Genomic DNA, 25,219 nt, shown 5'->3' with positions numbered 1-25,219 from the left:
TCAGACAGCAATTATTTTAATTGGAGATATAGTCTTTGGGAAGTACTCCAAATTTGGCTTTAAAGCATTTGGCAAAGTAAGAAGACGATCCGAATCCTGTACGTTCGAATACTTCTGTAACTCTGTAGCCTTCTTTTAGTAACTGTGCAGCTTTATTGAGACGGCAGTTTTTTAAATAGTCGTTAGGTGGCATTACAGAAAGAGCTTTTAGCTTCCGGTAGAAATTAGAACGGCTCATGTTCATTTCTGAGGCAAGTGTGTCGATTGAGAAACCTTCATCTGCCAGTTGCTGCTCTATAATTTCTTGCATCTTTTTGATGAACTCCTGATCTTGAGGAGTTAACTGAATACCTGTTTCCTCTTCTTCCTTTTCTTCTGGTTTGGCATCAGGAAGGAACGAAGTCATATGTTGCTGGAATGTTGTGCGCAGTTTCAGCAAATTGCGTATTTGCATATGTAGTTGCAAAATCGTAAACGGTTTTTCTACATAGGCGTCTGCACCATACGAAAAGCCTTCAACCTTTGCTTCTGGCAAAACCTTCGCTGTTAGCAAGATGACAGGTATGTGTGAGTATTCGATATTGTTCTTGATTTTGGCACACAGTTCGAGACCGTTCATGAGTGGCATCATGACATCGCTGACTACAATATCTATATCATTGTCTTCGATGACTTGTAAAGCCTCAATACCATTTTTAGCTTTCAGTACATGGTAATATTTTTCCAGACCGGAGTACTCCATTTCCAAAAGATCAGTGTTGTCTTCCACCAGCAGTACACTATATTGAGGAGCATCAGGCGAATCATTGCTGTTATCGTTTGCGGCTGTATATTGTGAGTCTGGTATGATGCCTATTTCTTCTTTTTGTTCATTTTTGCTGTAGATAGGAAGAGTCAGAACGAATGCTGCCCCGCCCAGATGACTGTCTTTTACGCAGAGTGTTCCGTGATGGGTTTCGGCCAGTGCAAGTGAATAAGCAAGTCCGATACCGCTTCCCTGAACAGATTTTTCGTCAGCTATCTGGTAAAAGGTCTGGAATATTTTTTCTTTCTCGTTGTCTGATATGCCAGGGCCGTCATCTTCTACCCGGATAGAAAAATCTGTGTCATTCTTTTCGATACCTATTGAAATTGCCTTATTGGCATATTTCATTGCATTACTTAATAGGTTGACCAGTATTCTGTTGATCTTTTCACCGTCTATCAGTGCTTCAAGCTGAAAATTCTCAGGTATATGGATTGACAGGCTGATATTTCTTAAATCGGTAGATCCGATAAACTGTTGATAAATATCATTAATCAAGTGGCATATATCATGCTGCTGAAGGTGAAGTTTGATTTCTCCTGATTCTATTTTCTGAAAATCAAGCAGTTCATTGGTTATTCCTAGCAGGTAATCCACATTCTTGTTGATAACATTTAAGTACCGTTCCTCCATTTTTCTGTCTATGTTCACATGCATGATGCTTTCCAGAGGAAGTTTAATTAATGTAAGAGGTGTTCTGATTTCGTGAATCAGGTTTATGAAGAAGTTTACTTTACTTTTGTATACTTCTCTGTCTTTTTCAATCTGATATTCTTCTACTCTTTTCCGATATTTTCTTTTTAAATGTTGTTCTCTTTTATGTAATGTATAGACTATACTGCCGATTATGCATAGTGTATAGACAATATATGCCCAGATAGAACGGTACCAGGGAGGAGTGATGATAATCCATAACCGGGCTGTCTCCTCATTCCATTGCTGGTCGTTGTTCGAGCCTTTTACCAGTAAGCAGTATTTTCCTGGCGGAAGGTTGTTGTAAGACGCAAAATTACCCTCTACATTATTGTACCATTCTGTATCGAATCCTTCCAGTTTGAATGAAAAATGATTCTTTTTAGGATTCTGATAGCTTAAAGATGAGAAATAGACTGTAAAGCTATTGTAATGGAAAGGTATTTTTATCTCTTGGGTTAAATAAATGGGTTGCTCAATGTTCAGTAATTTCCGTATATCCAAAGTTGTATCTGTGTGTGTCAGCACAAAATCGGTAATATATACAGGAGGTATGAACGTATTCTTCTGAACCAGCGACGGCTTGAATGAACTGAATCCGTTGACTCCTCCAAATAACAGAATTCCTTCTGATGTCTTGTAAGAAGCACGTTCGCAGAACAGGTTTTCCTGTAGTCCGTCAGATGTAGTGAAGTGCTGGTACTCTTCTTCTTTTTGAGGATTTATTTGGGTCAGACCGATGTTACTGGTAACCCATAGATAACCTGAAAAATCCTGCTCTATAGAGTATACTACAAGTGTAGACAACTGTTTATTGTTGCTGTTGAAAGTAGTGAATGTTTCTGTTTGCGGATTAAATTGGCAAAGACCGTTTCCATTGGTTCCCAGCCATATCTTCTGTTTGGAGTCTTCAAATAAAGTTACGATGGAGTTACTGCTTAGAGATGTGTTTACTCCTTGTTTATGTTCATAGTGTTTCCAGTAATTGTCTTTTCTGTTATTGTAAAATATTCCGTTGTTGGCAGTTGCTATCCAGAGATTGTTGTGCGAGTCTTCGTAAATGTCTGTAATGGAAATCATGGCTCCGACCGATGTTTCTACTCTGAAGTTATCTTCTTCCGAATTATAATAACACAGTCCCCAGTTGGTTCCTATATAAATGGTTCCGTTGTTGCACTTATATATTTTTTGGATGTTGTCACTACATACTGTATTGGGGGTATTATACGAGTGGTGATAACTTTTTATTTTTCCGTCGCTCAGGTTAAGCACTTTCAGACCGTTCGAGAACGTTCCGATCCAGAGTTCGTTTCCGTTCAGGCAAAGAGTTCGTATATCGAAGATTTGTTTTTCTTTTTCTGCCAGGTTATATTCCTGAATTTCTTTACTGTCTATATTGTATTTGAAGAGTCCTTTTTGGGTACCTATCCAGATAATACGGTGAAGATTATCCTCGTAAAACGTGTTTACGATTGGATTATTAGGGATAATATGCTGGTTGAATATCTTATTTTTGGGTATGATATGAACTGCTCCGGCCTGATTGGTTAAAGCCCATATTCCACCTTCCTTATCTTTCATGAAAGAATTAATATTCTGATTTACAACGGCATTGTTGATATTGTAGGTTTCTGTTAACTCCGATAATACCTGTGTCTTATAGTTGTATAGAAAAACACCGTTGTCTGTACCGATCAGGAATGTTTCCGGATTGAAACTGATCAGACATTGTATAATCTGAAATTTGCTGGATTCTAGTCTGTGATATGTTGTCTGGCCTGACGAAGGGTCAATCTCGAATAAATATTTGCTGTCAGTACCTATCCATAGCCGGTTATTTGCCGCTAATATAGAATTAGCTTTCAATGAAGTTGTGTTTGTCTTTTCTGCTTTTGTATGCAGGGGATATGAGTGAAGCAGTTCTTGATTCTTGTTAAAACATAATATCCCCTCTTGCAAAGACGAAACATACAACTTTTCGTTTTTGGCATCCACATACATATCCCATATAAATGATTGACACTGGTTGTTTTGTTCCAGAACCTTGGTCTTCAGGTTATAGAAAAATACTCCCTGTCCTAAAGTGGCTATTGCGATTTGATCATCAGAAAACTGGACTATCTTTCTTACTTCACTGCTGATCGATACTCCGAATTTAGTTGTCTGTGTAAATGCCTTAAAACTGTTTTTTCTGTCGTAAATGTATATACCGCAGTCGGTTCCTATCCATATTTGACGCTGCTTGTCTTCAAATAGGGAAAAGATAAAATTACTGCCCAGCGATTGTGCCTTTTCTTGTGAAGAAGTTCGGTATATTGTATTTTTTTGTCCGTCAAAACAATTTAAACCATTATTGGTTCCTAGCCAGATAAAACCGTAACTGTCTTGCAGAGCACACCATATTGTATTGTGTGACAATCCGTCTTTTACTGTATAAGAGTCGATTACGAATAACGAAGAGGCTTTTATCTGATGATTGAATAAAAGAGCGAATAGTATTAAGAAGTATTTAATTAAGTGGCTTTTCGATAGCATACGTCAGTCTTATATAATGGTTTTTCATGTTTAGGTACAAAGTTATAATATTTATCTGTTTGAAGGGAATAAATCAGATTTATTTGCGCATGAATAGTCGGATTAGATTGAGTCTTGCTTGCATTGATATGTATCTTTATATAATTAGAAAAACAGAATTCTGATTTTCACAGAATTCTGTTTTGGAGTATTTGAACGTATAGTCTTAATTTTTTTGCCAGTGAATGGATTGCAGGAACCAGCGGATATCATTTTCGTTTAGTCTCTGCTTTTTCAGCAATTCGGGGAGGCTGTCGTAATTTTTACGGAACTCATTGATGCGGTCGGCAAACGAACTGTTATCATAAGTTACGGCTCGTCCGGTTGTTTCCATATCACCTAGTTCCTCGATATAATCGATGCTGGCGTTTCGGTATCTCATTTCAACAAAACTCTTTTTCATTCGTTTGAATTTGCCATACAATCCGTCGTTTATTTCCGGTTGGTTGCTGTCATAGGTTACCTTAACCGTATATGCACGTTTGCAGTTACTGTCGGGCAGTGAAATGCTGAGCTTCAATTCAGTACCATCGTAGCTGTATGCCGCTTCCTTACCGTTGACGGTAACCCGGACTGCTGGAGCAGAACCTAAAATATCGATACTGTAATTGCGCTTTTTAGGCATGCCTTGATAATTACCTTTGCGTTCACCAATATTTACGGTCAGCGTATTTTCGTCTCGAACAGATGAAACTTGAGTACGTGCATACTGCTTCTGGTAAGTCTGGTCATTACCGTTGTCTTCATAGAACGAGAAAGAACCGTTTCCTCCGGGGAATAATGTAAATCTGACAGTCTCGTCATTTCCGTGCAGATTTTTTACGTCACCGTAGAAAGGAAGTATGGCACCGGCTTTTACATACACAGGATATTCGTCGAGGGTAAAGACACGTTCTACAGTCTGTCCGCCCTTTAGCAGTGTACCGGTATGCCATTCGTACCAGTCGTTTCCGGCAGGCAGCCACACCTTTGTTGTAGCGAAGCCATTGACCATAGGCGATGTAACGGGGGCTATGATCATTTCATCTCCAAACATATACTGGTTTTTAAACTGATAAGCTTCTTTGTCTTCCGGATAGTCGTAATACATCGGACGGCAGAGTGAGATACCTTCGTCATATGTCTTGCGTGCCATGGTATAAGTATAAGGAGCTATCTGATAGCGCTGGCGTATCGTGTTGCGCAGTACACCGAGATATTCCTGGTTGAATACCCAGGGCTCTTTGTTCATAGCCGAGCTTTTCATGGAGTGTGTACGCATAATCGGACTGAATGCTCCGAACTGCATCCAGCGCACAAATAGTTCTTTGTCCAGCTCCGATACGCCTTTGGCAAACTGGTGACCTCCCAGATCGTGACTCCAGTAACCGTAAAGCACATTAGATGCGGTAGAGTTGAAGTAGGGGAGAAACTCCAGCGTTTTCCATGTACTGTAGGAATCACCGGAGAAACCTATCTGATAACGGTGATTTCCCAGGCCTCCCCAGCGGTGATACAGCAACGGACGGGTTGTACGGTTGCGCTCCATGTCGCTGAACAGTACATAATTAAGCCACCATGTATTGTTCAGTGTCTTTATATGTCTGTCGAACATATCCTGCTGCCAGTCCAGCCACCAGAAATCTACTCCTTCTTTTTCCATCGGGCGCAGAATGGTATTCAGCCATCCACTCATGAACCGTTTGTCTGAACCGCAATAATCTATCCGCTGCTTGCTGCTGGGATCCATTCCCATCCAGTTAGCCATATCTTTGTATCTCTCTTCGTATGGCTCAATGCCGCCGGCAGGGTGCAGGTTGAGTGTAACCTGCAGTTTTTTACCTTTCAGATACTGAAGGAATTGTGCCGGATTTGGGAAAAGAGATCTGTTCCATGTATAACCGGTCCATCCGCCTCTTCCCGGGTTTACGTAATGCCAGTCCATGTCGATGACTAACACATCCAGCGGTATGTCGTATGCATCAAATTTGGCAGTCAGATCCCGAAGTTCGTCATCAGAATAACTCCAGTATCTGGACCACCAGTATCCGAAAGCATATCGTGGAGGTAAAGGTACTTTTCCGGCAAAAGTGGTAAAGTCTTTGAGAGCCTTCTTGTAATTATGTCCGTAGGCCATAAAGTACCAGTCCTGTCCCTCACCGGAAGGGCGTTCGGTTACCCATGCCCATTCCGAATCATCGAACAGCAGTCCTTTAGAGTCGTCTATCAAGGTCCATCCGTCGGTCGACAATATTCCGTCTTCTATCGGCATAGGCTTATGGTCACCATTGTCATTCCCGTTTCCAACGAAAATGTCGCCGTCGTATCCGTCTAACGTGCGGAATGTACCTTTCAGATTTCCGGCATTGGTATCACCCGGTTTCCAGTGGAAGGATGGAGTGATATTTTTTGAATCAATAGCCAGGTTGCTTGCAGTAAACTTTCCGCTGTCTTTCTTGTATTTCAGAGTGAGTTTGCTGGTTGTAATTTCAATCCACCCATCCGAGTCGTGTACTTGAAATTCTGCCGGTGCATAACTCCTTTCGACGGCTACGAAAGACGGAGAGTTGACAAATTTCCCGTCTTTCTGCCATTCCATACGAATCGTTCCGTCACTGATTATCGTAAAGCGAGTATGTTCGTCCTGATATGCGACATTAGAGGTATTATTGTCTTGTGCCAGCATTTTTATGCCGGAGCAGATGCATAGCAGTAAAATCCAGATTGTTCTCATTGTTTCTACTAAATGAAATTAATTAGCCGGGAAAAGCAGCATTAGTGCCGGTATTCCCGATGCGGAATAACTGTCGATAACTTCATTTTCCGATAACTTCTTTGTGTATTCTCCTCCACAGATGTTGCGGGTTTTGTCACGGTTGCTCCATCCGGTAGCGATTGTTTTTTTCAGGAAGGGGACATATTGCTGCTGTCCGCAGTCATATACCAGCATTGCAATATACTGTGAGAAAATTGCTGTATAAATCCCTTGCTCTATACCGCTTTCGAATGGTAACACTCCATGTTCTGCCGACATGTCTTTCACCGTATAGTCTGTTGCCAGAATAGCATTGTCCAGGTATTTTTTATCTCCGGTAGCTTTGTACAAGAGTACAGAAGCACCGATGAAAGTTGCCTGATTGTACACATGGGTTTTCCAGGCCGGTTCGTGTTGTCCGTGTCTGCTGTCGGCTATTCTTCCTGTTTGCTTGTCGAACAGATTCTCTACACCCCAGTCGTAAATTTCTTTTGCTTTGGCCAGATACTGTTCGCGTGTCTGATACAGAGGAATTTTGTCTGCTGATGGCTTTCTGTTTTTAGGTACACTGTTGTAAAGTGTCATCGCAGCTACGACTGTCGGGAAATTGATACATGCCATTTTTCCGTCACGGTCACTGTCGTTTGGCTTTGGATGCTGTATCGGCTGCCATTGCCAGAACATCCCGCCTTTCTTCGGGTCGTATGAACCGGTATCTCCGACTTTTTCTGAGCCATACCATACACGGCTGAAGCTGGCTTCCGAGAGTTTCAGATATTCATCGTCGCCGAACAACTGGTAAGCACGTGCCAGTGTGATGGTCCACCACTGGATATCGTCGTAAATAAACCAGCCGGTATTTTCATTGTTGTCATGAAAGTTGAATCCGGCATATTGTGCTTTATTTCCTTCAAATATTTTACGGCTTAATTCCTTGAATTCCTTTTTACGCTTTTTATCTCCCTGTTTGCAAGCCAGGCGATAAGCGTTCATCGACATGTCCCAGTACATCGGCTGGCACCAGATTGCAGCAGCTCCTTTCCAGCGGTCTACTGCTTCTGGAAAGGAAGTATCGGTCTTGTAAATGTATTTTTTACTGTCAAGAAAAGTCTTGTTGAAGCCCTCATAAGCACTCCATACGTCCTGATTGGTATATCCGTCATTTACGGCAGATGCGGACAATACCGCACAGCAACCTATTACTGAAATATATTTTCTAAGATTCATGATGGCTTATTATTCTACAACAAATTTAAAGATTGTATGGCTTGTATATTTTTCTCCCGGACGTAATACGCATGAAGGCCATTCAGGCTTGTTGGGCGTATCCGGATATTTCTGAGTCTCCAGACATACAGAAGCGCGGAAGTTGTATTTGGTATTTTTCTTTCCGGTTTGTGTGCCATCCAGGAAGTTTCCGGTGTAAATCTGGATTCCCGGTTCGTCTGTATAAACTTCCAGTTTGATACCGCTCTGTTCCGATTTCAGAGAAGCACATACTTCGTTGATGTTCCCTTTGGTATCGAGTACCCAGTTGTGGTCAATACCGTGACCGTTTTTCAGTTGTTCTGTTTCTTCATTCAGACGTTCTCCAAGTACGGCGGGCTGGCGGAAATCCATCGGAGTTCCTTCTACCGGAAGAATTTCACCAGTTGTCATGAATGTACTGTCTACCGGTGTGAAGTGGCTGGCATTTACCATTAATAAATAATCAGCATTTCCTTTGGCTGGATCTCCGTCCAGATTGAAATAAGAATGGTTGGTCATGTTGATGATAGTCGGTTTGTCTGTTTCCGCTTCGTACTTCAGATTGATGGCATTGTCGTCTGTCAGTCGCATGGTAACCGTACAGTTCACGTTTCCAGGGAAACCTTGTTCCATATCTTTGGCGTAGTAAGACAGTTTCACCTCACTGCTGTCTGTCTGGGTAGCGTCATATACTACATACTGGAATCCCTTAGGACCACCGTGCAGACAATGTCCGTAATTGTTCTGTGGCAATTGATAAGTTGTACCGTCCAGTGTAAAACGTCCGTTTGCAATTCTGTTTGCATACCGGCCGATACTTGCTCCGTAGTCGGAAGGATATTTTATATAATCCTGAATAGAGTCGAATCCTAATACCACATCGCGCATTACTCCGTTACGGTCTGGAGCCATCACCGAAACGATTCGTCCGCCGAAGTTGGTAACACACACTTCCATGTTGTTTTTGTTCTTTAAAACAAATAGACCTGTCTTTTTTCCGTTTATGTCAGTAACGAAGTTCTGAGGGTTCAGCCCGGAGTCTGTGAGAACAGCAGAATTATCTTGTTTGTTCCCTACGCATGCAGTTAAGAATAATGTTGATAAGATAGATGCAATTAATGTTTTTTTCATAAGCTTATTAGTTTGTTTATACAAAAGATACCTGTCCCTTAGAACAGACTAAGCAAAGAAAGGCTTTTTACATTAATTTAAACAAAAATCTTTATTCAATGAATAATAATATCTGCTCAAATTACCGTTCATCCCCGTTCCTACCCTTTCTGAGGCCTTGTCTCAGTGTGTTTTCTCATTGTCAGGAGTATTTTCATACGTCCGCACAGATGCCAGATTGCCAGTATGCCGAACAGGATACCTGCCTGATAATGCGGTACTCCTAAATGAGTGCCGGCATTTTCCCGATGCAATATCAGGATGAGGCCTGTCGCACTTGTCAGTAAATAAACGGCCGACAGACAAACCGTAACCTTGCTGCGTTGCCTGAATCTTTCGGGCAAGCTTTTATACCATCCCCGGTGAGCCCTTATGTGTCCAGTGGACAGGATGAGAAACAATACTCCCCATACGATATGTGTAACTCTCCAGATTTTTACATTTGACTGTACGATACCATGACCTGCCGCATGGATAATCAGACCGGTAATAAGAGTGAGCAGACATATAGCTGCCAGAACGAGGTCGATGTAGAATGTTCTTTGTTTCTTCATGATTATTATTTGTTAGGGTTAGCCGGTACAGTTCGGGGTATGTCCGGCATACATACTTCGTGTTGTTCCGGATGCAAAGTTAGCCCGATGAAGAAACGGAGGCAATGGATAAGATAGGGGAGTACTTGGACTATTTATGGTTTTTGCGGAAGTCTGTTGGAGATATTCCTGCTGTTTTCGAAAAGAGCCGGGTAAAGTAAGCGTAATCTTCAAATCCGAGTTCCTGAGCTATTTCCTTTACGCTTTTACTGGTATATATCAGGCTCCGTTTGGCTCTTGTCACAATTTCATATTGTATGTTCTGGCTGACACTGAACCCCGTCGTCCCTTTAACCGCTTCGTTGAGATACATGAGCGAGATATTCATCATGCGTGCATAGTAACTGGGACTGTGGCTGTGCTCTACATGCTGTTTGAGCAGGTTTCTGAAGGTGATGGTATGCTCCACATAACGTTGGGGCAGGCTATGAGCCGTTTGCTTGGAGGTGATAGCTTCTCCGATGATGTCGATGATGGCAAGCGACAGGTGCAGTGCCAGTGTCTGTGGATGTTTGCTGGTCTGTGCCAGTTTGCCGGCCAGGATGGTAAACAGCGATGTAAGTTCAGTCTGCTGTTCCGGTGACAGTTCTACCGTCTGTGTGCCAAGTGTATATTGTTCGAAGGGTCTTTTGGAATTTTCTTCAATGAATGCGCTGTCAATCATCAGTATATACGCATTCAGTCCGGTAGCCTGTACAAAGCTGTGTACCTGTCCGGGTAATACCAGAGCGGCACAATGCGCCGTCAGCCTGTAGCTGTTGAAGTCTATATGGATGTCACATTCACCCGATTCGATGAAGCCGAACATATAGTAGTCATCCTGATGCGCATAGTCGACAGGGGTATGTTGTATGCCGTCTGCTGAAAATACACGAAGGTGTATGCCAGTATCGGAGATATCGGAAGCTCTGTGTTTGGGCAGTTTTTTCATCGGGATATATAAAAAAGAAAAACCACCGATAATTTAGTTATCGATGGTTTTCTTTTGGTGATCCGCCTGGGGCTCGAACCCAGGACCCCAACATTAAAAGTGTTGTGCTCTACCTGCTGAGCTAGCGAATCAAACCTGTGTTGCATTCATTTTCTGATTGCGAGTGCAAAGGTAGGTGTTTTGAGTGAAACTGCCAAATGTTTTGGCAAGTTTTTTCAAATAAATTTTCCTTTGCGTTTTTATCTTGCTGATTTATAGCGTATTTTGCTTTCGAAAAAATAAGCCTTTGCAAACCGGTTTTCCTGAAATCTTGTAGATTCCCGTTCCTGCCGGAGCTCTTACATTCGGACAGCCTGATTTTTTACATGCCGGCAGCCGCTTTTTATCTCCTTATTTATTCTTGAGTGCCGGTCTGCCGTTCCATTCTGGCCGGCCGGATCTTTACGAATGACTTGCCTGAGCCTTTTTTTCCTCTTCTACCGCTTTCCGGTAACAACATCTGCACAGAGGCTCGTATTCTTCCTTTTCTCCCAGCAACACCCGTTTGTCGTTGGCTACGGTACGGTGTGATACGTAGGCCAGATCTCCGCATTTCACGCAGATGGCATGTACCTTGGTCACCTCGTCGGCGATGGCACACAGGGCAGGCATCGGACCGAAAGGTACACCTTTAAAGTCCATGTCCAGTCCGGCAATGATTACTCTCACCCCTCTGTCGGCAAGTTCGTTGCATACGTTCACCAGTCCGTCGTCGAAGAATTGCGCTTCGTCTATGCCCACTACATCGATTTCCGAGCTGAACAGCAGGATGCTTGCCGACGAGTCTACCGGAGTAGAAGGAATCGAATTGTTGTCGTGCGAAACCACTTCCGCTTCCGAGTAGCGTGTATCGATGGCCGGCTTGAATATTTCTACCCGCTGGCGGGCAAAGGTAGCACGCTTCAGGCGGCGGATCAGTTCTTCTGTCTTGCCCGAAAACATCGAACCGCAGACAACTTCTATTCTTCCTCTGCGGCACGTTTCATGTGTATGATCTTCTGAAAAAACAACCATTGGTTCTAAAATTTGGTGCAAAAATACAATTTGTGTCGTTAATTTGCCTTATCTTCTATCTGAAATTTCATTTTTCGGCTATTTTATACACAACAACTGTTAAATATTGAATGAAATTAACTAGTGAGATTAAAAACTTTCTATCTTTGCTATATTAACAGTTGAAATATTGTATGGGAAGATTATATGTTGTTCCTACTCCTGTGGGTAATTTGGAAGATATGACCTTTCGTGCCATCCGTATCTTGAAGGAAGCCGACCTGATTCTGGCGGAAGATACACGCACGTCGGGCATTTTGCTGAAACATTTCGAAATCAAGAATGCGATGCAGTCTTATCATAAGTTCAATGAGCATAAGACGGTAGAGGGGATTATCAACCGGTTGAAGGCAGGCGAAACCATTGCACTGGTTTCCGATGCGGGAACTCCGGGCATATCCGATCCCGGCTTCCTGGTGGTACGCGAATGTGTGAAAAACGATATCGAGGTACAGTGCCTTCCGGGAGCTACGGCTTTCGTTCCGGCGCTGGTGGCTTCAGGCCTGCCCGACGAACGTTTCTGCTTCGAAGGCTTCCTGCCTCAGAAGAAAGGACGCATGACCCGTCTGAACGGTCTGGTAGAAGAAACGCGCACGATGATTTTCTACGAGTCACCCTACCGGCTGGTGAAAACGCTTACCCAGTTTGCCGAGATATTCGGTCCCGAACGTCAGGTTTCTGTCTGCCGTGAGATATCCAAGATACACGAGGAAAGCGTGCGGGGAACCTTGCAGGAAGTCATTGCACACTTCACGGCTACCGAGCCGAGAGGAGAAATTGTCATTATACTGGCAGGAAAAGAAGATTGAAGTTATAAATTCTAAACAGATAAAAAACTATGAAGAAAGTTGTTTTATTTTCATTATGTGCTGCGGCCGTGCTTGCTTCTTGTAATAATGCAGGCCAGAATAAAGATGCGTTGAAACTTCAGAACGACTCGCTGATGATCGAATTGTCTAACCGCGATGCCGAACTGGATGAAATAATGGGAGCATTCAATGAAATTCAGGAAGGCTTCCGCGAAATCAATGAAGCTGAAAACCGTGTGGATCTTACCGGCGATGCTATCGAAAACAAATCGAGCGCCGACAAGATCAAGGAAGATATCCGCTTTATCAGCGAAAAACTGAAATCAAACCGTGAACAGATTGCCAAACTGGAAGAACAGCTTAAGAACAGCAACTACCAGTCGGCACAGCTTAAAAAGGCTATCAAGAACCTGACTGCCCAGCTGGAAGAAAAACAACGCCAGATTGAAACCCTTCAGGCTGAACTGGCTTCGAAGAATATCCGTATCGCCGAACTCGATGAGGCTGTTTCCGATCTGAACAAGAACGTCGATCAGCTGACTGCCGAAAACGAGGCTAAGACAAAGACCGTTGCTGCTCAGGATAAGGCTCTCAATACTGCATGGTATGTATTCGGTACGAAGTCGGAACTGAAAGATCAGAAGATTCTGAACCGTGGTGATGTGCTGAAAGACAATGAGTTCAATAAAGACTACTTTACAGAAATCGATATCCGTAAGGATAAAGAAATCAAGTTGTACTCTAAGCGTGCTACACTGCTGACTACTCATCCTGCCGGTTCGTACGAACTTGCTAAGGACGACAAGGGACAGCTTACTTTGAAGATTACTAACCCTAACCAGTTCTGGAGCGTATCACGCTATCTGGTTATTCAGGTTCGATAATTATAAATAACTGAATTTTAATTAAATCTGTTATTCATTCTCCGACATAGAGAATGAATAACAGATTTTTTTGTTTATCTTGCATCGGTCAACCAATCAGAAAGGAGAAACTTATGAAAATATTCCGATATCTTATCGTTGCTGTACTGTTCCTGCTGGTGGCAGGTACATCGGGTGCACAGACCCGTGAGGAAAAGAAAGAGGCTCTCAAGACCTATGTCGGCGAACAGGTCAACGGCCGCACATTCAAGCTGGAGGCAAGCATGGCATATCCTATGAGCGGCAGAAGCATTCCGCTGACTACACCCTACGGATTGCAGATGAAGAAAGACTCTGTCGATGTCTATCTGCCTTACTACGGCAGGGTCTATCAGATACCCTATGGAGGAGGAGAGGGGTTGCGCTTCAAGGCTCCCGTAGAAAACTACTCCAGCAAGCTCAAGAAAGACCGCTACCGGATAACGTTCGAGGCTACGACCAGCGAAGACAACTTCAGGTTCTCGGTCGACTTGTACGACGACGGTTCGGCAAACATTCATGTCACCATGCGCAACAGGCAGCCCATTCATTATTCCGGACAGCTCGATGCAACCGGGTTGCAATAAAAGATGCCTATCTTTGCGTCAACGGAACAGCAGAAAACAATAAAAACATCATGGAAACAAATGAAATTTATGCCGTCAGACTCGAAAAGAAAGGAGTAAAACCTACAGCCGTACGCATCCTTGTGCTGAAAGCCATGCTCGAATCCCCGTGTGCCCTGTCACTCATCGAGCTTGAAACACTGCTGGGCACTGTCGACCGCTCCACCATCTTCCGTACGCTGAATCATTTCCTGGCGCACCACGTGGTACACGACATCGAAGACGGCAGCGGCTCACTGAAGTACGAGGTCTGTCCCGACGAAGACACTTGTACCGTCGACGACATGCACACGCATTTCTACTGCGAAGTCTGTCACCGTACCTTCTGCTTTCCGTCCATCCACATTCCCGTTGTCGACCTGCCCGAAGGCTTCCGTCTGCACAGCATCAACTACATGGTAAAGGGCGTGTGCCGCGAGTGTGCCGCCCGCATGAAATGACTGTGTAGTCCTCTCCCGGAAAATACTTCACCGACATGTGCGGCTGGATGCTGTAATACGGACGGTGGTTGCGCGGCAGATAGCCCACGCCGTGTACTCCCACCTGCACCGACAGCCGCGGAGATACCCGTATATGATGGTCGTATCAGGCTCTGTTCTTGAGTGTTGATACGACCATTCATTTTCTCTATCAGTATGTCCGGATTTTCAAAGCTTGAAAATCCGTTCCATCAGCTTCCATTTCTCCTGAGAAGACTGTCCCGGCAGCACCTTCTGGTACTTGGACATATGCTCCTCCCATTCCGCCTGACGAGGCAGTGTAGCAAGTCGGGCATAGTCACGTTCCATATCAAACTCGTCCGTCGTATCCATAATCATAAACAGGTGGTTGCCGTAAATATAAATCTGCATATCCACGATACCCACTTCACGGATGCCCGCTTTCACTTCCTCCCATACGTGCGCATGCTCTGCCACGTAAGCCTCTATCAACTCCTTGTCGTCGTAGAGATCCAACGTCTGACAATATCTTTTCATTTATACCGTTCTGTTTTGTTTTTTATCAGTCCCTGCGGAAAATATCACGCGTATATACCTTCTCCTTCACATCGTCCAGACACGCATCATAGCGGTTGGCGATGATAGCCTGCGCCTGCGCCTTGAAATCCTCCAGTCTGTTCACCACCTTCGATCCGAAGAACGTACTGCCATCCTCCAGCGTCGGTTCGTAGATGATAATCGTAGCTCCCTTCGCCTTGATGCGCTTCATCACACCCTGAATGGAACTCTGGCGGAAGTTGTCGCTGTTCGATTTCATCGTGAGGCGGTACACCCCGATGACACATTCCTTTTCCTCCGCCGGATTATAGCTGCCCCGGTTGTAGTAATCATAATATCCCGCCTTGTGCAGCACCCTGTCGGCAATGAAATCCTTGCGCGTGCGGTTGCTCTCCACAATCGCCTGAATCAGATTCTCCGGCACATCCTGATAGTTCGCCAGCAGCTGCTTCGTATCCTTAGGCAGACAGTAGCCCCCGTAGCCGAACGACGGATTGTTATAATGCGAGCCGATGCGCGGATCCAGACAGATACCCTGGATGATAGCCTGCGTATCCAGTCCCTTCACCTCCGCATACGTATCCAGCTCGTTGAAGTACGACACACGCAGCGCCAGATACGTATTGGCAAACAGCTTCACCGCTTCCGCCTCCTTCATACCCATGAACAGCGTGTCCACGTCCGGCTTGATAGCCCCTTCCTGAAGCAATGCCGCAAACTCGTGCGCTTTTTCCTCCAGCTGCTCACCTGCGATTTCCTTGATGGCTCTGTTCTCCTCATCCAGTCCCGCTATCAGTTTCGGGAATCCCACGATGATGCGGCTCGGATAAAGATTGTCGTACAGCGCCTTGCTCTCACGCAGAAACTCCGGCGAGAACAGCAGGTTGAACTTCTTTCCCGCCAGGGCAGGAGAGGTACGGAACTTCTCCGCATACTTCACATACAGACTCCGGCAGTAACCCACAGGGATGGTACTCTTTATCACCATCACCGCATCCGGATTCACCTCCAGCACCAGGTCGATCACCTCCTCCACGTGCGACGTATCGAAATAATTCTTCACCGGATCGTAGTTCGTAGGAGCCGCAATCACCACAAAGTCCGCCTCCCGGTAAGCCGAAGCCCCGTCGAGCGTAGCCGTCAGGTTCAGTTCCTTTTCCGCCAGATACTTCTCGATATACTCATCCTGAATCGGGCTGATACGGTTGTTGATCTTCTCCACCTTTTCAGGAATCACGTCCACAGCCACCACCCGGTGATGCTGCGCCAGCAACGTAGCGATAGACAGACCTACATAGCCCGTACCCGCTACAGCGATTGTATAGTTTTTCATCATGGAAATGCTCTTTTGTTACAAAGCTAATATAAAATATCAGACAAGTCAAATGAAATTCTACTTTATAGTTGCGACATCAGCGCATCGAAATCTCTGCAACCGATAAAATAAGTTCTGTGTTCCCGAATCTGTGTATCCAGTTGCTTTTTTAATGCCGAAGTACAAACCTTTTCCCGGCTTGATGTCGTGAATGCCAGCATATTCAGTTGCTGTGTTAGTACATTTAGAGGATTACTTGCCACATTTACATCCGTTACCAGAATAAAAGCAATCTGAATTTGCCCTGTGTTCAGGTTACAGGTTGTAATATCTTCACATAACTTTATACTCTCCAGCAGTTTGCGTTGCAAGTCATATTTTCCTGCCTGTCTGGTTATCCTTTTTTCAAGTACTTGTTTTTCCTTTTCGGAAGCCAATGGTTTTTGAGCAATTGGCTGATGTGACAAAAACTCTTTCCACCCTTTCAGTTCAACAAAGCACAATACCTTTTCCGTATACGAAAGAGCATCAGACGAAGGAGAAGAAGCACATCCCTGCGCACTGTGCCATTGTGTTTCCACTTCATCCAGATTGATAACAGGCGTTTGTTGTAAAGAGAGGCAAGAAGGTGTGTGCCGGCAAGGAACATGCAACTGACATAGACTGCATGGTGTGACACCTGTTTTTGTCATTACCTGCTTGTAAATATGTTCAGGAGTCATATTCATTGCAGTTACAAGCCAAGGTTTACAATTTCATTCATAGGCTGTGCCAGTTTCATAAAAATCCGGTTCAAATCGTCCGTAACATCTTCCAGCACACACAGTTCGTCTTCTGTTTCCTCTGCCAGATAATAATTTACAAAGTCATTCATCGACAATTTATCAGCGAAATATCTCACGGCCTGTATGAAATAAGGACTGTGTGAACTTATTAAGATAGGGATTCCCGCTTTGGCAAGTTCTACCAGCACAGACGCGAATTTGATCTGCCATTCCGGATGCAGATGATTTTCCGGTTCATCCCATATCAGAATTTTACTTTCATCCAGCGCTTGCGTTTCCAGTAACATCTGCAAGACACCGAAAGCCTTTATTCCGGAAGCAACATTAACCGGTGCATAATTCTGTTCTCCCTTTTTCCAGTACATGTTTCGTTTTGCATTGTCAAAATAGAAATGTCCGCCAGTGATGTTATCAGTAAGTGTCTGTGCCTTTTGTATAAAAGGAGAGTAGACGTTATCAGGCAGCGAGAAACGGAAAGCATCCAGTTTCTGTGCCATATCCTTTATGTGATAATTTATCAGCGGGCGTAATACATCCTTTCCGGCAATATTGAAATAATGTCCTCCCGGCATTTGTGCATTTGCCAGGATATCTATCAGATGAATATACAGTGGCGATTCTACCAGCGTAGCGTCTTTGACAAAAGTTTCCGTTTTACATTTAAACCCCGTTACCTTATTCTCTTTTATCTGTATGGTTATATCTTTCCCCTGTTCTTCAGAAAAACAAATTTCAGACATTTCAGTATTGTATGTACAGATAGAATTAAGAAATTCGGCTCCTATGATACTTTGGAAAGCCCGTTCCAGCATTTTTTCGGAGTTGCTGCTTTCGGTAGCCAATTGTACCAGTTGGTCTATGCTTCTTATAATTTTAGCCCTTTGCTGCGGTACAATGTTTATTTTTTCCAGTTTATCTTTCAGCTGACTGACCCATCGTTTGTCATTCGCAAAAGATTCCACCTCTTTCAGGAAAGCGGCAGCAGTAGACGGCAGAATCACCCCTTTGATTTTTTCTCCCGACTCTGTCTCGGTATGCTTTACATACATATAAAGTGCTGCGCAGTTCAATCTCATGATTCTGTCCTGCGATTGTGAGCTCAGTCTGTCAGCATTACTGAGTGACTTAATGACTGAAAACAATAGCTTTCCTACTGTGCTCTTTCCCGAATCATTGTTTCCGGCAATGACAGTCAAACCATTTAGAATAATGTCAGCTTTCTTTATTTTGTTGATATGGGTAATATTCAGTCGCATCTGCTTTCTTTAATGTAAAAATGAAATAACTTTTGCACTTGTTTACAGCTTGTTTATTTCCTCCTCTGCCAGTCCCGTAGCTGCTGCAATCTGTTCGTTGCTCATGCCCAGCGACTTCAGGTTACGTGCAATAGCGGTTTGTGTTTCTGCACGACCTTCCGCACGACCTTCTGCACGACCTTCTGCACGACCTTCTGCACGTTCCGTTTCTATATTGTCCCGTAAAATCACGATATTATCCAAGTGTTTGTAATACGCGTTCAGCTCCTCCCGGCTCATGCGATCCAGCTTCAGCCGTTCCTTCACCGCATTCAGTCCCGGCGCCGTAGCATTCTCCGGCACATTTCCCGTATTCAGGTAATAAATCCATTCTTCCAGCGGCGTCTTTGCCACCCGGTTAAAATCATTTACTTTCAGTATATAATATTCCGGATAAAGCTGGCTCACTTTGTCCACTTTGAATGTCTGTTTCTGAAACGGACTCAGTTCCAGCACATCCCCTTCATGAATTCCCACGAACTCCGTCTTTCCGTGATATACAAAATCCTTGCCGTGTCCCAGAGAGAAATACACGATGTTGATGCTGTACACCTTACGTACCTTGTCGTATCCCTGTCCGCGGTTGATGTACTCTGTTACCAGCTTCGAAGCGCCAAACAGCATCCGCTGGAAATACGCATACTCATTATTGTTCTGAATCTCGATGAGCACCAGTTCTCCCTTCGAGTTTTCCGCCAGCATATCCACACGGTTATACTTGTCGAATTCATCCTCCTGGTTGCTTTCACTCTCCAGCAGCTTCTGGATGGTCACCTTTTCCTCCAGCAGTGTGGTAAGCAGTCCCTCCAGCACCGCATAATTAGCCTTGTTGCGCAACAGGCGCTTCATAGCCCAGTCAAAACGAATATAGCTTTCCATACTGAATGCATTTAGTAGTTGATACTTACAAAGTAAACAAATAAACCTTAAAGTGCCAAGCCAATACAAAAAAATCGCCACGATACCCTCCGTATAGAGTACCGTGGCGATTTCCGGTTATTTCCCCGCTGCAAAGTCCTTGATGCGCTGCTCCTCACTCAGTACTACGCTACTACCGATAGATTCTGTTCTGCCGATCATCAGTAATATGCAAGTTGATATATTCGTCGACAATCAACCATTAGACTTACAATGTTTTTGCGAAGTCCTTCAAATTAATTATGGCAACTGATGGGAAAGATATATTTTTAAGTTCATTGAAATGGTGATCCTCCGTCACGATATATTCCGCATTGGCTGTTATGGCACAGTCTACGAACTTATTGTCATCCTGGTCTGCTGTAATTAGATGAAAACGGTAGTGAGGAGTTAATTTCTTTACATTTTCACGAGTAAGAATCGTGTAGATAATCGTTTCGGCTACATACTTATTAATGTTGCGAGTCATGACTTCCAGATACTCTTCTACGATTTCATTGCTTATACATAACGTATAGTCTCCATTCAAGAATGATTGCCACACTTTATGGCAGTCATTCTTCGCTGAAATTGCAATAATCAGTGAGTTTGTATCCAATACAATGTTTCTCATATTCATTTATAGGGAGTACGTTCATGTAGTTGGTAGAATTTATCGACTTTTTCCTCATTTAATTCTCCATTCTCCCACAAACGGTCAATTTCTTTTTGCGCTTGCTTGGCGAAATAGTCAGAAATAGCCTTTTTAAGTTCTGCTAATGCTTCAGGACTATCCACAAACGACATCATTTCAAGCACTTGCAATTGAGCCGGATTAAAAACTGTAGTATTCATATATTTGGATTTGGTTCTAATACAAAAGAACAAATTTTTTTCTTTATTTCCTAATGAATAAGATAAAAGGATTAAAAAAACAATGGAGAATCAAAATCTTTCAGTAGCAGGAATCGTGGCGATTCCCGTTTACTTCCCCGCAGCAAAATCCTTGATGCGCTGCTCCTCACTCAGGCGGCACACCAGCAGCCGTCTGTCCTTCTCCGCTACGATGTAGCCCTCCAGACCTTCCAGCACCACCTGTCTGTGCTCCGCCGCATGCACCACACAGTTCCGGCAGTTGTACATATCCACCCGGCCGCCCACCTTGGCATTGCCCGCTTCATCCTGCGGCAGCAACGTGCGCAGCGAACCCCAGCTACCCAGGTCACTCCATCCGAACTCCGCCGGCAGTACAAAGATATCCTCCGCCTTTTCCATCACCGCATAGTCGATGGAAATCTTCTCGCAAGTAGGGAAGAGCCGCTTCAGCTCCTCCGCCTCTTTGTCCGTAAACAAGGCAGGCTCCAGCTCGTCCATCACTCCCGCAATCTGCGGCGCATACCTGCGTATGGCATTCGTAATCGTGTCCGCGTTCCACACAAATATCCCCGCGTTCCAGAAATAATTTCCCGCAGCCAGATATCCCTTTGCCGTTTCCACATCCGGTTTCTCCTTAAACGCTTCCACCTTGCAGATACCCTTTGCGTCCGCTTCCCCCTGAGCAGCTATGTACCCGTATCCCGTTTCCGGTCGGGTAGGCTTCATCCCCAAGGTCACGATAGCCTGCGAGTCCGCTGTTTTCTCCAGCGCCACGGCAATGCAGCGCACAAACTCCGCCGTATCAATCACCAGCGCATCCGAAGGCGTCACCACGATGTTCGCCTGCGGAAACTCCTTTCGGATCTTCCAGCATGCATACGCGATACACGGCGCCGTATTCCTTGCTTCCGGTTCCGCCAGAATATGCTGAGCCGGAACCTGCGGAAGCTGTTCCTTTACGATGTCGACATACCTTTCCGAAGTCACCACCCAGAAATTCTCTTTCGGGCAGATGTCCTTGAAACGCTCCACCGTGAGCTGAATCAACGATTTTCCTACCCCCATTACGTCGATAAACTGTTTGGGATATTCGGATGTACTCATGGGCCAGAAACGGCTTCCTATGCCGCCTGCCATAATAACTATATGATTTTGCATGCTGGTTTTAATAGATTTAGAATTGTTTACTTCCTGCGGAAAACTTAATATTTATGTCGTTTATATTGTATTTTAAGAGCTGAAAATATAATTATCCTATAACTCGTTCAAAGAAAAAACGTATTGGAAATAAAAATGCAGCTTGTAAATATCGTTTGCGAGTGTGTTTTTCTTTATACATTCTATAAATAAATCGTAGGTTCAGTTTATCTGCCCATGCTGGATAATATTCTATTTCATTTTTTGATGTTTGATGAATAAATCCACCACAAGTAAATCCAATGCCTTGAAAGCCTTTCGATTTTACTTTAAGTAAAAATTTTTCCTGCATTAATACTCCCATACCAACGATAAGAAAATCAGGATTTATTTCTGTAATATATGCAGCTTCTATATCCATTTCATCTTCAGAAGAAAAATATCCATTTCTATATCCTGAGAATTGTAGATAGGGATATCTTTCTTTGAATATAGATATAGCTTTTTCAACTTGTTCTTGTTTGGATGCAACTATATAAATAGTTTTTTTATTGTCTTCTGCATACTTCAGTAATTCTGGAGCAAGTGAAGTCATATCAAAACTTCGTCTTGTTACTGTTTTTCCATATAGGACTTTTATAGCAGCTACAAGGATTGAACCATCAGCAAATATACCATCAAATTGTTCAAATAATATCTTGTTGTCTAAAGCAGTCAAATAAGATACCGGATTTAGAAATGTATATATTTGCCCTTTTTGATTAAAGAGTTGATTGATAGATTTGCTTTCTGTAGAAATAATATTTTTAATTAAAGTGGAGAACATGTTTATATCTTTATTGGTTTGCAATAGAATCATAACACTCAAATTGTTTCTTTTTTGTGTTATTTTGTTCCCATAGAGCTGTAGATTCTAATATCTTGTGTCTGAAAATTTCATCTTCTACTCCTTTTTTTATTAATGCGGCTAAAGCTTGCTCGTCTTGATGTATTGTTGTTGAAAAATCTTTTTCTAGTGAACTGCTTTGGAAAATACATTCTTCCCAAAATGTTTTTTTGTCGAACATTTCTTCAGGTATGGCTTTTTGAGTTCCCAAAAAAGGTAAACGTAATGATGAGGCTTCTGCTAATACAATGGGGAAGCCTTCATAAATGCTGGATAATACAAAAAGATGAGCATGCTTCATGTACTTATATGGATTTATATTGAAGGGAAGGAAAGTTGTATATTGTTCTATTTGTAGTTTTTGAGCTAACTGTTTGAGTTCTTCTGTATATTCTCCATGTCCCATTAAAACTAATCCTACATTTTCACTAGTATTTTTAATGTATAATGCAAATGCTTTTAATAGCTTCCATTGCGCTTTTTGGTCGGAAAAACGACCAATGTTCATAATATATTTTCTTTCAGGTAGGAATGTGAAGTTTTCAATTGTTTCTTGCGCTTTGATTTGTATATTTTCTCTGTCAACATAGTTGTTGATTATGCAGATATTATCAATTTTTACTCCAAATGATGTAATCAAATCATCTTTTACCTGTTTAGAAACAGCGATAACGTTTGGACATTTATTATACATCCATTTTATAATGTTATATACTATGTTTTTAATTTTAGGAGATTTGATTTTTGTATATTGAATAGATAAAACGTTATGTACAGATACAATTTTAATTGCAGTAGAAGGAGCTAAAATAGTCAATAAATTACTTTTTTCTAAAAACGAGAATATAACATCTGGTTTTACTTGTTGAATGAGCTTTTTTAGCTTGAAGTATAAGCTTAATTGTTGTATGCCTTTTCTTATAAGATTATCTTCATCACCACTGGAACCGTAAATTATATTTTTAATATCTTTAGTCCATTTACTTTGTCCTGGAAAACCTGATAATACAAATATATAAGGATGATATCCTTTCTCTTTTAAATGATGATAATAATCAATCAGAATTCGTTCAGCTCCTCCTGTTGCAATATGATCTATTACAAGTATATATTTCATTGCTCTATTAGTTTATAATATTTTATCCAATCTACCTTCATTTCATGCGGAAAACTTGAATTATCTATACCACATGTACCTCCCCATGCTCCGTAAGCTACATTTAGTATGAGATAATATGGTTTATTGAATGGCCATGGTTTTCCTATTTCTTTATTAAACTCATAACAAAGTTTATGGTCCAGAAAAAATTTAAGCTTATCTTTGTACCATTCCAAAGTATATATATGGTATTGATTAACATTAGCTTCTACCATTTTGGGATATGTTTTTCTGTTTTTTTCCCCATTTTTATTAGTTTCTATATGGATATTAATTTGATATTTTTTTGCTTTCCAACAATCAATATATTCCATAATATCTATTTCTCCAAATGGTAAAGACCACTTTTCTGGTATCATCCAGATTGCAGGCCATATTCCTTTTCCTGTAGGACATTTTGCTTTAATTTCTAGCTTGCCATATAAAAATGAAACTTTTCCTTGTGTATGAATTCTGCCAGAAGTACATAGTGCATTTCCCTTTTGTTTTTCAATAGCTTTGATTATAAGTTTTCCACTTTTTATATGCACGTTCTCTCTGCTATTGGTATAATATTCGAGTTCTTTTCCTCTCATTCCTAATACATAGCTCCAATAACTCGCATCAGGTATATTACCCTGATTGAAATTTTCTTTCCACGAAGGATTTTTTTCAAAAATTTGTGCTGATAGATATGAAATATTGTATAATAATATTAATACTCCTATTATAAATTCAATACTTCGGTAAATTTTTACCGAAAAATTAAAAGTTAAACAATAAAACCGGCAAAAGTCGGTTCGGAAACACTAAAGAGGTCATTGAAATGTTGTCTAAAACGAATGGTTAAGCATGAAGAAATGTGCTGAAAAAAATGTGCTAACCTGCTGATAATAAAGGTAAAAAAGTATTGCATAATTCGCTGGTTTTTTAGTAAATTAGAAGTCTCTCAACTCTTCTGATTATGACTAAAGAAACACTCCTTATGCAATACCAATCCGAGTGCCTGTCGGCTCTCAAATCAGTAGCGAATATACAAAAACCTTTTGAAAAAACGTTCATGGACACCATGAAATTATTCATGGCCATCCCGGATCGTATAAACTTCCTCCAATTGGGCAGATATGGCTGTTTCTCAGAACAGACTTATCGTAACCTTTTTGAGCATGAAACTTTCGACTGGTTTGCGTTCAACGGCTCTATCATCAGCAAGCATCTCACAGGCAAAAGAAAAGCCATCGCCATCGATCCTTCCTATATTCCCAAATCAGGCAAGAAGACACCTTGGATAGGTTACTTCTGGTCTGGTTGTGCAGGAGAATACAAGCGTGGACTGGAAATCATGGGCATCGGTGTCATTGACATCGACAATCATGAATGCATGACTTTAGGTTCCATTCAGACGCCGGATTGTAAGACCTTGGATAATATGGACAAGAGCCTCGTTGACTGGTACAGCAGCTATCTTATCAGTAGAAAAGACAAGCTACAGAGCCTGTCCAGAACGGTGGTTGCAGACGCATTCTTTTCCAAGGAAACATTCATAACACCTATGTGTGAGAACGATTTCCATGTCATCAGCCGCTTTCGGAATGACGTAATCCTGTACTATCCGACATTGGAGCAGAAAACAGGAAAACGTGGTCATCCCAAGTGGTTTGACGGCAGGATTGACTTTGCCAATCTGGATTTGACCCGGTGCAAGGAATACGAGG

At 42.5% G+C, this 25,219-nt stretch carries 23 protein-coding genes and 1 tRNA gene; 5 read left to right on the top strand and 19 right to left on the bottom strand.

The window, feature by feature from the left end; translation table 11 throughout:
- Positions 1 to 16 precede the first annotated feature (16 nt).
- From BACCOP_RS15730 to BACCOP_RS15695, 8 genes are all read right to left on the bottom strand, one after another.
- On the bottom strand, positions 17 to 4,033 hold the full coding sequence (locus BACCOP_RS15730; RefSeq protein WP_007570892.1) for a hybrid sensor histidine kinase/response regulator transcription factor: 4,017 nt from the start codon (positions 4,031 to 4,033) through the stop codon (positions 17 to 19).
- A 205-nt stretch (positions 4,034 to 4,238) separates the two neighbouring features.
- Positions 4,239 to 6,785, bottom strand: a complete 2,547-nt coding sequence (locus BACCOP_RS15725) for a glycoside hydrolase family 31 protein (RefSeq protein WP_040312176.1) — start codon at positions 6,783 to 6,785, stop codon at positions 4,239 to 4,241.
- Positions 6,786 to 6,803: 18 nt separating this feature from the next.
- Positions 6,804 to 8,033 carry a glycoside hydrolase family 76 protein gene (locus tag BACCOP_RS15720; protein WP_007570890.1) on the bottom strand — a complete coding sequence of 410 codons (1,230 nt, stop codon included), beginning with the start codon at positions 8,031 to 8,033 and terminating at the stop codon, positions 6,804 to 6,806.
- Between the two features lie 9 nt (positions 8,034 to 8,042).
- On the bottom strand, positions 8,043 to 9,185 hold the full coding sequence (locus tag BACCOP_RS15715; protein ID WP_007570889.1) for an aldose epimerase family protein: 1,143 nt from the start codon (positions 9,183 to 9,185) through the stop codon (positions 8,043 to 8,045).
- Between the two features lie 140 nt (positions 9,186 to 9,325).
- On the bottom strand, positions 9,326 to 9,778 hold the full coding sequence (locus BACCOP_RS15710) for a DUF4405 domain-containing protein (RefSeq protein WP_007570887.1): 453 nt from the start codon (positions 9,776 to 9,778) through the stop codon (positions 9,326 to 9,328).
- A 130-nt stretch (positions 9,779 to 9,908) separates the two neighbouring features.
- Entirely contained in the window at positions 9,909 to 10,748 is an 840-nt protein-coding gene (locus tag BACCOP_RS15705; RefSeq protein ID WP_007570886.1) for a helix-turn-helix domain-containing protein, read from the bottom strand.
- A gap of 55 nt (positions 10,749 to 10,803) precedes the next feature.
- Positions 10,804 to 10,879 (bottom strand) — tRNA-Lys (locus BACCOP_RS15700).
- A 310-nt stretch (positions 10,880 to 11,189) separates the two neighbouring features.
- Entirely contained in the window at positions 11,190 to 11,801 is a 612-nt protein-coding gene (locus BACCOP_RS15695; protein WP_040312175.1) for a thymidine kinase, read from the bottom strand.
- A gap of 173 nt (positions 11,802 to 11,974) precedes the next feature.
- Here BACCOP_RS15695 and rsmI point away from each other — a divergent pair, with 173 nt between their 5' ends.
- From rsmI to BACCOP_RS15675, 4 genes are all read left to right on the top strand, one after another.
- Entirely contained in the window at positions 11,975 to 12,649 is a 675-nt protein-coding gene (gene rsmI, locus BACCOP_RS15690) for a 16S rRNA (cytidine(1402)-2'-O)-methyltransferase (protein WP_007570883.1), read from the top strand.
- Between the two features lie 29 nt (positions 12,650 to 12,678).
- On the top strand, positions 12,679 to 13,533 hold the full coding sequence (locus BACCOP_RS15685; RefSeq protein ID WP_007570882.1) for a Cbp1 family collagen-binding glycoprotein adhesin: 855 nt from the start codon (positions 12,679 to 12,681) through the stop codon (positions 13,531 to 13,533).
- A gap of 113 nt (positions 13,534 to 13,646) precedes the next feature.
- Entirely contained in the window at positions 13,647 to 14,138 is a 492-nt protein-coding gene (locus BACCOP_RS15680; RefSeq protein ID WP_040312174.1) for a DUF4251 domain-containing protein, read from the top strand.
- 50 nt (positions 14,139 to 14,188) lie between these two features.
- Complete coding sequence (locus tag BACCOP_RS15675; RefSeq protein ID WP_007570880.1) at positions 14,189 to 14,617, top strand: Fur family transcriptional regulator; 429 nt, start codon at positions 14,189 to 14,191, stop codon at positions 14,615 to 14,617.
- A gap of 207 nt (positions 14,618 to 14,824) precedes the next feature.
- Here BACCOP_RS15675 and BACCOP_RS15670 read toward each other — a convergent pair whose 3' ends face one another.
- The 11 genes from BACCOP_RS15670 to BACCOP_RS15620 all read right to left on the bottom strand — a co-directional run bounded on the left by BACCOP_RS15670 (position 14,825) and on the right by BACCOP_RS15620 (position 24,100).
- Positions 14,825 to 15,154: an L-rhamnose mutarotase gene (locus BACCOP_RS15670; RefSeq protein ID WP_007570879.1), complete on the bottom strand. Its 330-nt coding sequence runs from the start codon at positions 15,152 to 15,154 to the stop codon at positions 14,825 to 14,827.
- Between the two features lie 25 nt (positions 15,155 to 15,179).
- Positions 15,180 to 16,508 (bottom strand): nucleotide sugar dehydrogenase, encoded by a 1,329-nt coding sequence (locus BACCOP_RS15665; RefSeq protein ID WP_148315589.1) that lies wholly within the window; start codon positions 16,506 to 16,508, stop codon positions 15,180 to 15,182.
- Between the two features lie 65 nt (positions 16,509 to 16,573).
- A complete protein-coding gene (locus BACCOP_RS15660; RefSeq protein WP_148315586.1) occupies positions 16,574 to 17,212 on the bottom strand; it encodes a hypothetical protein in 639 nt (212 codons plus the stop codon).
- Between the two features lie 11 nt (positions 17,213 to 17,223).
- Entirely contained in the window at positions 17,224 to 18,531 is a 1,308-nt protein-coding gene (locus tag BACCOP_RS15655) for an AAA family ATPase (RefSeq protein WP_007570876.1), read from the bottom strand.
- A gap of 42 nt (positions 18,532 to 18,573) precedes the next feature.
- Complete coding sequence (locus BACCOP_RS15650) at positions 18,574 to 19,449, bottom strand: Rpn family recombination-promoting nuclease/putative transposase (RefSeq protein WP_007570874.1); 876 nt, start codon at positions 19,447 to 19,449, stop codon at positions 18,574 to 18,576.
- 247 nt (positions 19,450 to 19,696) lie between these two features.
- Complete coding sequence (locus BACCOP_RS15645; protein ID WP_022125977.1) at positions 19,697 to 20,101, bottom strand: putative toxin-antitoxin system toxin component, PIN family; 405 nt, start codon at positions 20,099 to 20,101, stop codon at positions 19,697 to 19,699.
- Between the two features lie 2 nt (positions 20,102 to 20,103).
- Positions 20,104 to 20,322 (bottom strand): hypothetical protein, encoded by a 219-nt coding sequence (locus BACCOP_RS15640; protein ID WP_007570870.1) that lies wholly within the window; start codon positions 20,320 to 20,322, stop codon positions 20,104 to 20,106.
- A 129-nt stretch (positions 20,323 to 20,451) separates the two neighbouring features.
- The gene (locus BACCOP_RS15635; RefSeq protein WP_007570868.1) at positions 20,452 to 21,501 is read right to left on the bottom strand and encodes a mannose-1-phosphate guanylyltransferase; all 1,050 of its coding nucleotides are present in this window, start codon (positions 21,499 to 21,501) and stop codon (positions 20,452 to 20,454) included.
- Between the two features lie 91 nt (positions 21,502 to 21,592).
- Positions 21,593 to 22,306, bottom strand: coding sequence for a WecB/TagA/CpsF family glycosyltransferase (locus BACCOP_RS15630; RefSeq protein WP_040312186.1), 714 nt, complete (start codon positions 22,304 to 22,306; stop codon positions 21,593 to 21,595).
- A gap of 10 nt (positions 22,307 to 22,316) precedes the next feature.
- A complete protein-coding gene (locus BACCOP_RS15625; protein ID WP_007570864.1) occupies positions 22,317 to 23,483 on the bottom strand; it encodes a glycosyltransferase in 1,167 nt (388 codons plus the stop codon).
- Entirely contained in the window at positions 23,480 to 24,100 is a 621-nt protein-coding gene (locus BACCOP_RS15620) for a glycoside hydrolase family 16 protein (RefSeq protein WP_007570862.1), read from the bottom strand. The genes BACCOP_RS15625 and BACCOP_RS15620 overlap by 4 nt, the downstream gene beginning before the upstream one ends.
- A 368-nt stretch (positions 24,101 to 24,468) precedes the next feature.
- Here BACCOP_RS15620 and BACCOP_RS15615 point away from each other — a divergent pair.
- On the top strand, positions 24,469 to 25,219 hold a 751-nt coding region (locus BACCOP_RS15615), incomplete at its 3' end, for a hypothetical protein (RefSeq protein WP_007570859.1).

Origin of the sequence: Phocaeicola coprocola DSM 17136 (genome assembly GCF_000154845.1) — a bacterium.
Classification (GTDB): Bacteria; Bacteroidota; Bacteroidia; order Bacteroidales; family Bacteroidaceae; genus Phocaeicola; species Phocaeicola coprocola.
This window is presented reverse-complemented; position numbering and strand designations above follow the sequence as displayed.

Bases quoted from the DNA above. Each gene is read 5' to 3' on its own strand.
- BACCOP_RS15715 (WP_007570889.1), bottom strand. From the start codon at position 9,185: ATGAAAAAAACATTAATTGCATCTATCTTATCAACATTATTCTTAACT.
- BACCOP_RS15655 (WP_007570876.1), bottom strand. From the start codon at position 18,531: ATGCGACTGAATATTACCCATATCAACAAAATAAAGAAAGCTGACATT.
- BACCOP_RS15645 (WP_022125977.1), bottom strand. From the start codon at position 20,101: ATGAGAAACATTGTATTGGATACAAACTCACTGATTATTGCAATTTCA.
- BACCOP_RS15635 (WP_007570868.1), bottom strand. From the start codon at position 21,501: ATGCAAAATCATATAGTTATTATGGCAGGCGGCATAGGAAGCCGTTTC.
- BACCOP_RS15620 (WP_007570862.1), bottom strand. From the start codon at position 24,100: ATGAGAGGAAAAGAACTCGAATATTATACCAATAGCAGAGAGAACGTG.
- BACCOP_RS15695 (WP_040312175.1), bottom strand. From the start codon at position 11,801: ATGGTTGTTTTTTCAGAAGATCATACACATGAAACGTGCCGCAGAGGA.
- BACCOP_RS15730 (WP_007570892.1), bottom strand. From the start codon at position 4,033: ATGCTATCGAAAAGCCACTTAATTAAATACTTCTTAATACTATTCGCT.
- BACCOP_RS15705 (WP_007570886.1), bottom strand. From the start codon at position 10,748: ATGAAAAAACTGCCCAAACACAGAGCTTCCGATATCTCCGATACTGGC.
- BACCOP_RS15725 (WP_040312176.1), bottom strand. From the start codon at position 6,785: ATGAGAACAATCTGGATTTTACTGCTATGCATCTGCTCCGGCATAAAA.
- BACCOP_RS15630 (WP_040312186.1), bottom strand. From the start codon at position 22,306: ATGTTCTCCACTTTAATTAAAAATATTATTTCTACAGAAAGCAAATCT.
- rsmI (WP_007570883.1), top strand. From the start codon at position 11,975: ATGGGAAGATTATATGTTGTTCCTACTCCTGTGGGTAATTTGGAAGAT.
- BACCOP_RS15660 (WP_148315586.1), bottom strand. From the start codon at position 17,212: ATGACTCCTGAACATATTTACAAGCAGGTAATGACAAAAACAGGTGTC.
- BACCOP_RS15640 (WP_007570870.1), bottom strand. From the start codon at position 20,322: ATGAATACTACAGTTTTTAATCCGGCTCAATTGCAAGTGCTTGAAATG.
- BACCOP_RS15670 (WP_007570879.1), bottom strand. From the start codon at position 15,154: ATGAAAAGATATTGTCAGACGTTGGATCTCTACGACGACAAGGAGTTG.
- BACCOP_RS15680 (WP_040312174.1), top strand. From the start codon at position 13,647: ATGAAAATATTCCGATATCTTATCGTTGCTGTACTGTTCCTGCTGGTG.
- BACCOP_RS15665 (WP_148315589.1), bottom strand. From the start codon at position 16,508: ATGAAAAACTATACAATCGCTGTAGCGGGTACGGGCTATGTAGGTCTG.
- BACCOP_RS15650 (WP_007570874.1), bottom strand. From the start codon at position 19,449: ATGGAAAGCTATATTCGTTTTGACTGGGCTATGAAGCGCCTGTTGCGC.
- BACCOP_RS15685 (WP_007570882.1), top strand. From the start codon at position 12,679: ATGAAGAAAGTTGTTTTATTTTCATTATGTGCTGCGGCCGTGCTTGCT.
- BACCOP_RS15675 (WP_007570880.1), top strand. From the start codon at position 14,189: ATGGAAACAAATGAAATTTATGCCGTCAGACTCGAAAAGAAAGGAGTA.
- BACCOP_RS15625 (WP_007570864.1), bottom strand. From the start codon at position 23,483: ATGAAATATATACTTGTAATAGATCATATTGCAACAGGAGGAGCTGAA.
- BACCOP_RS15710 (WP_007570887.1), bottom strand. From the start codon at position 9,778: ATGAAGAAACAAAGAACATTCTACATCGACCTCGTTCTGGCAGCTATA.
- BACCOP_RS15720 (WP_007570890.1), bottom strand. From the start codon at position 8,033: ATGAATCTTAGAAAATATATTTCAGTAATAGGTTGCTGTGCGGTATTG.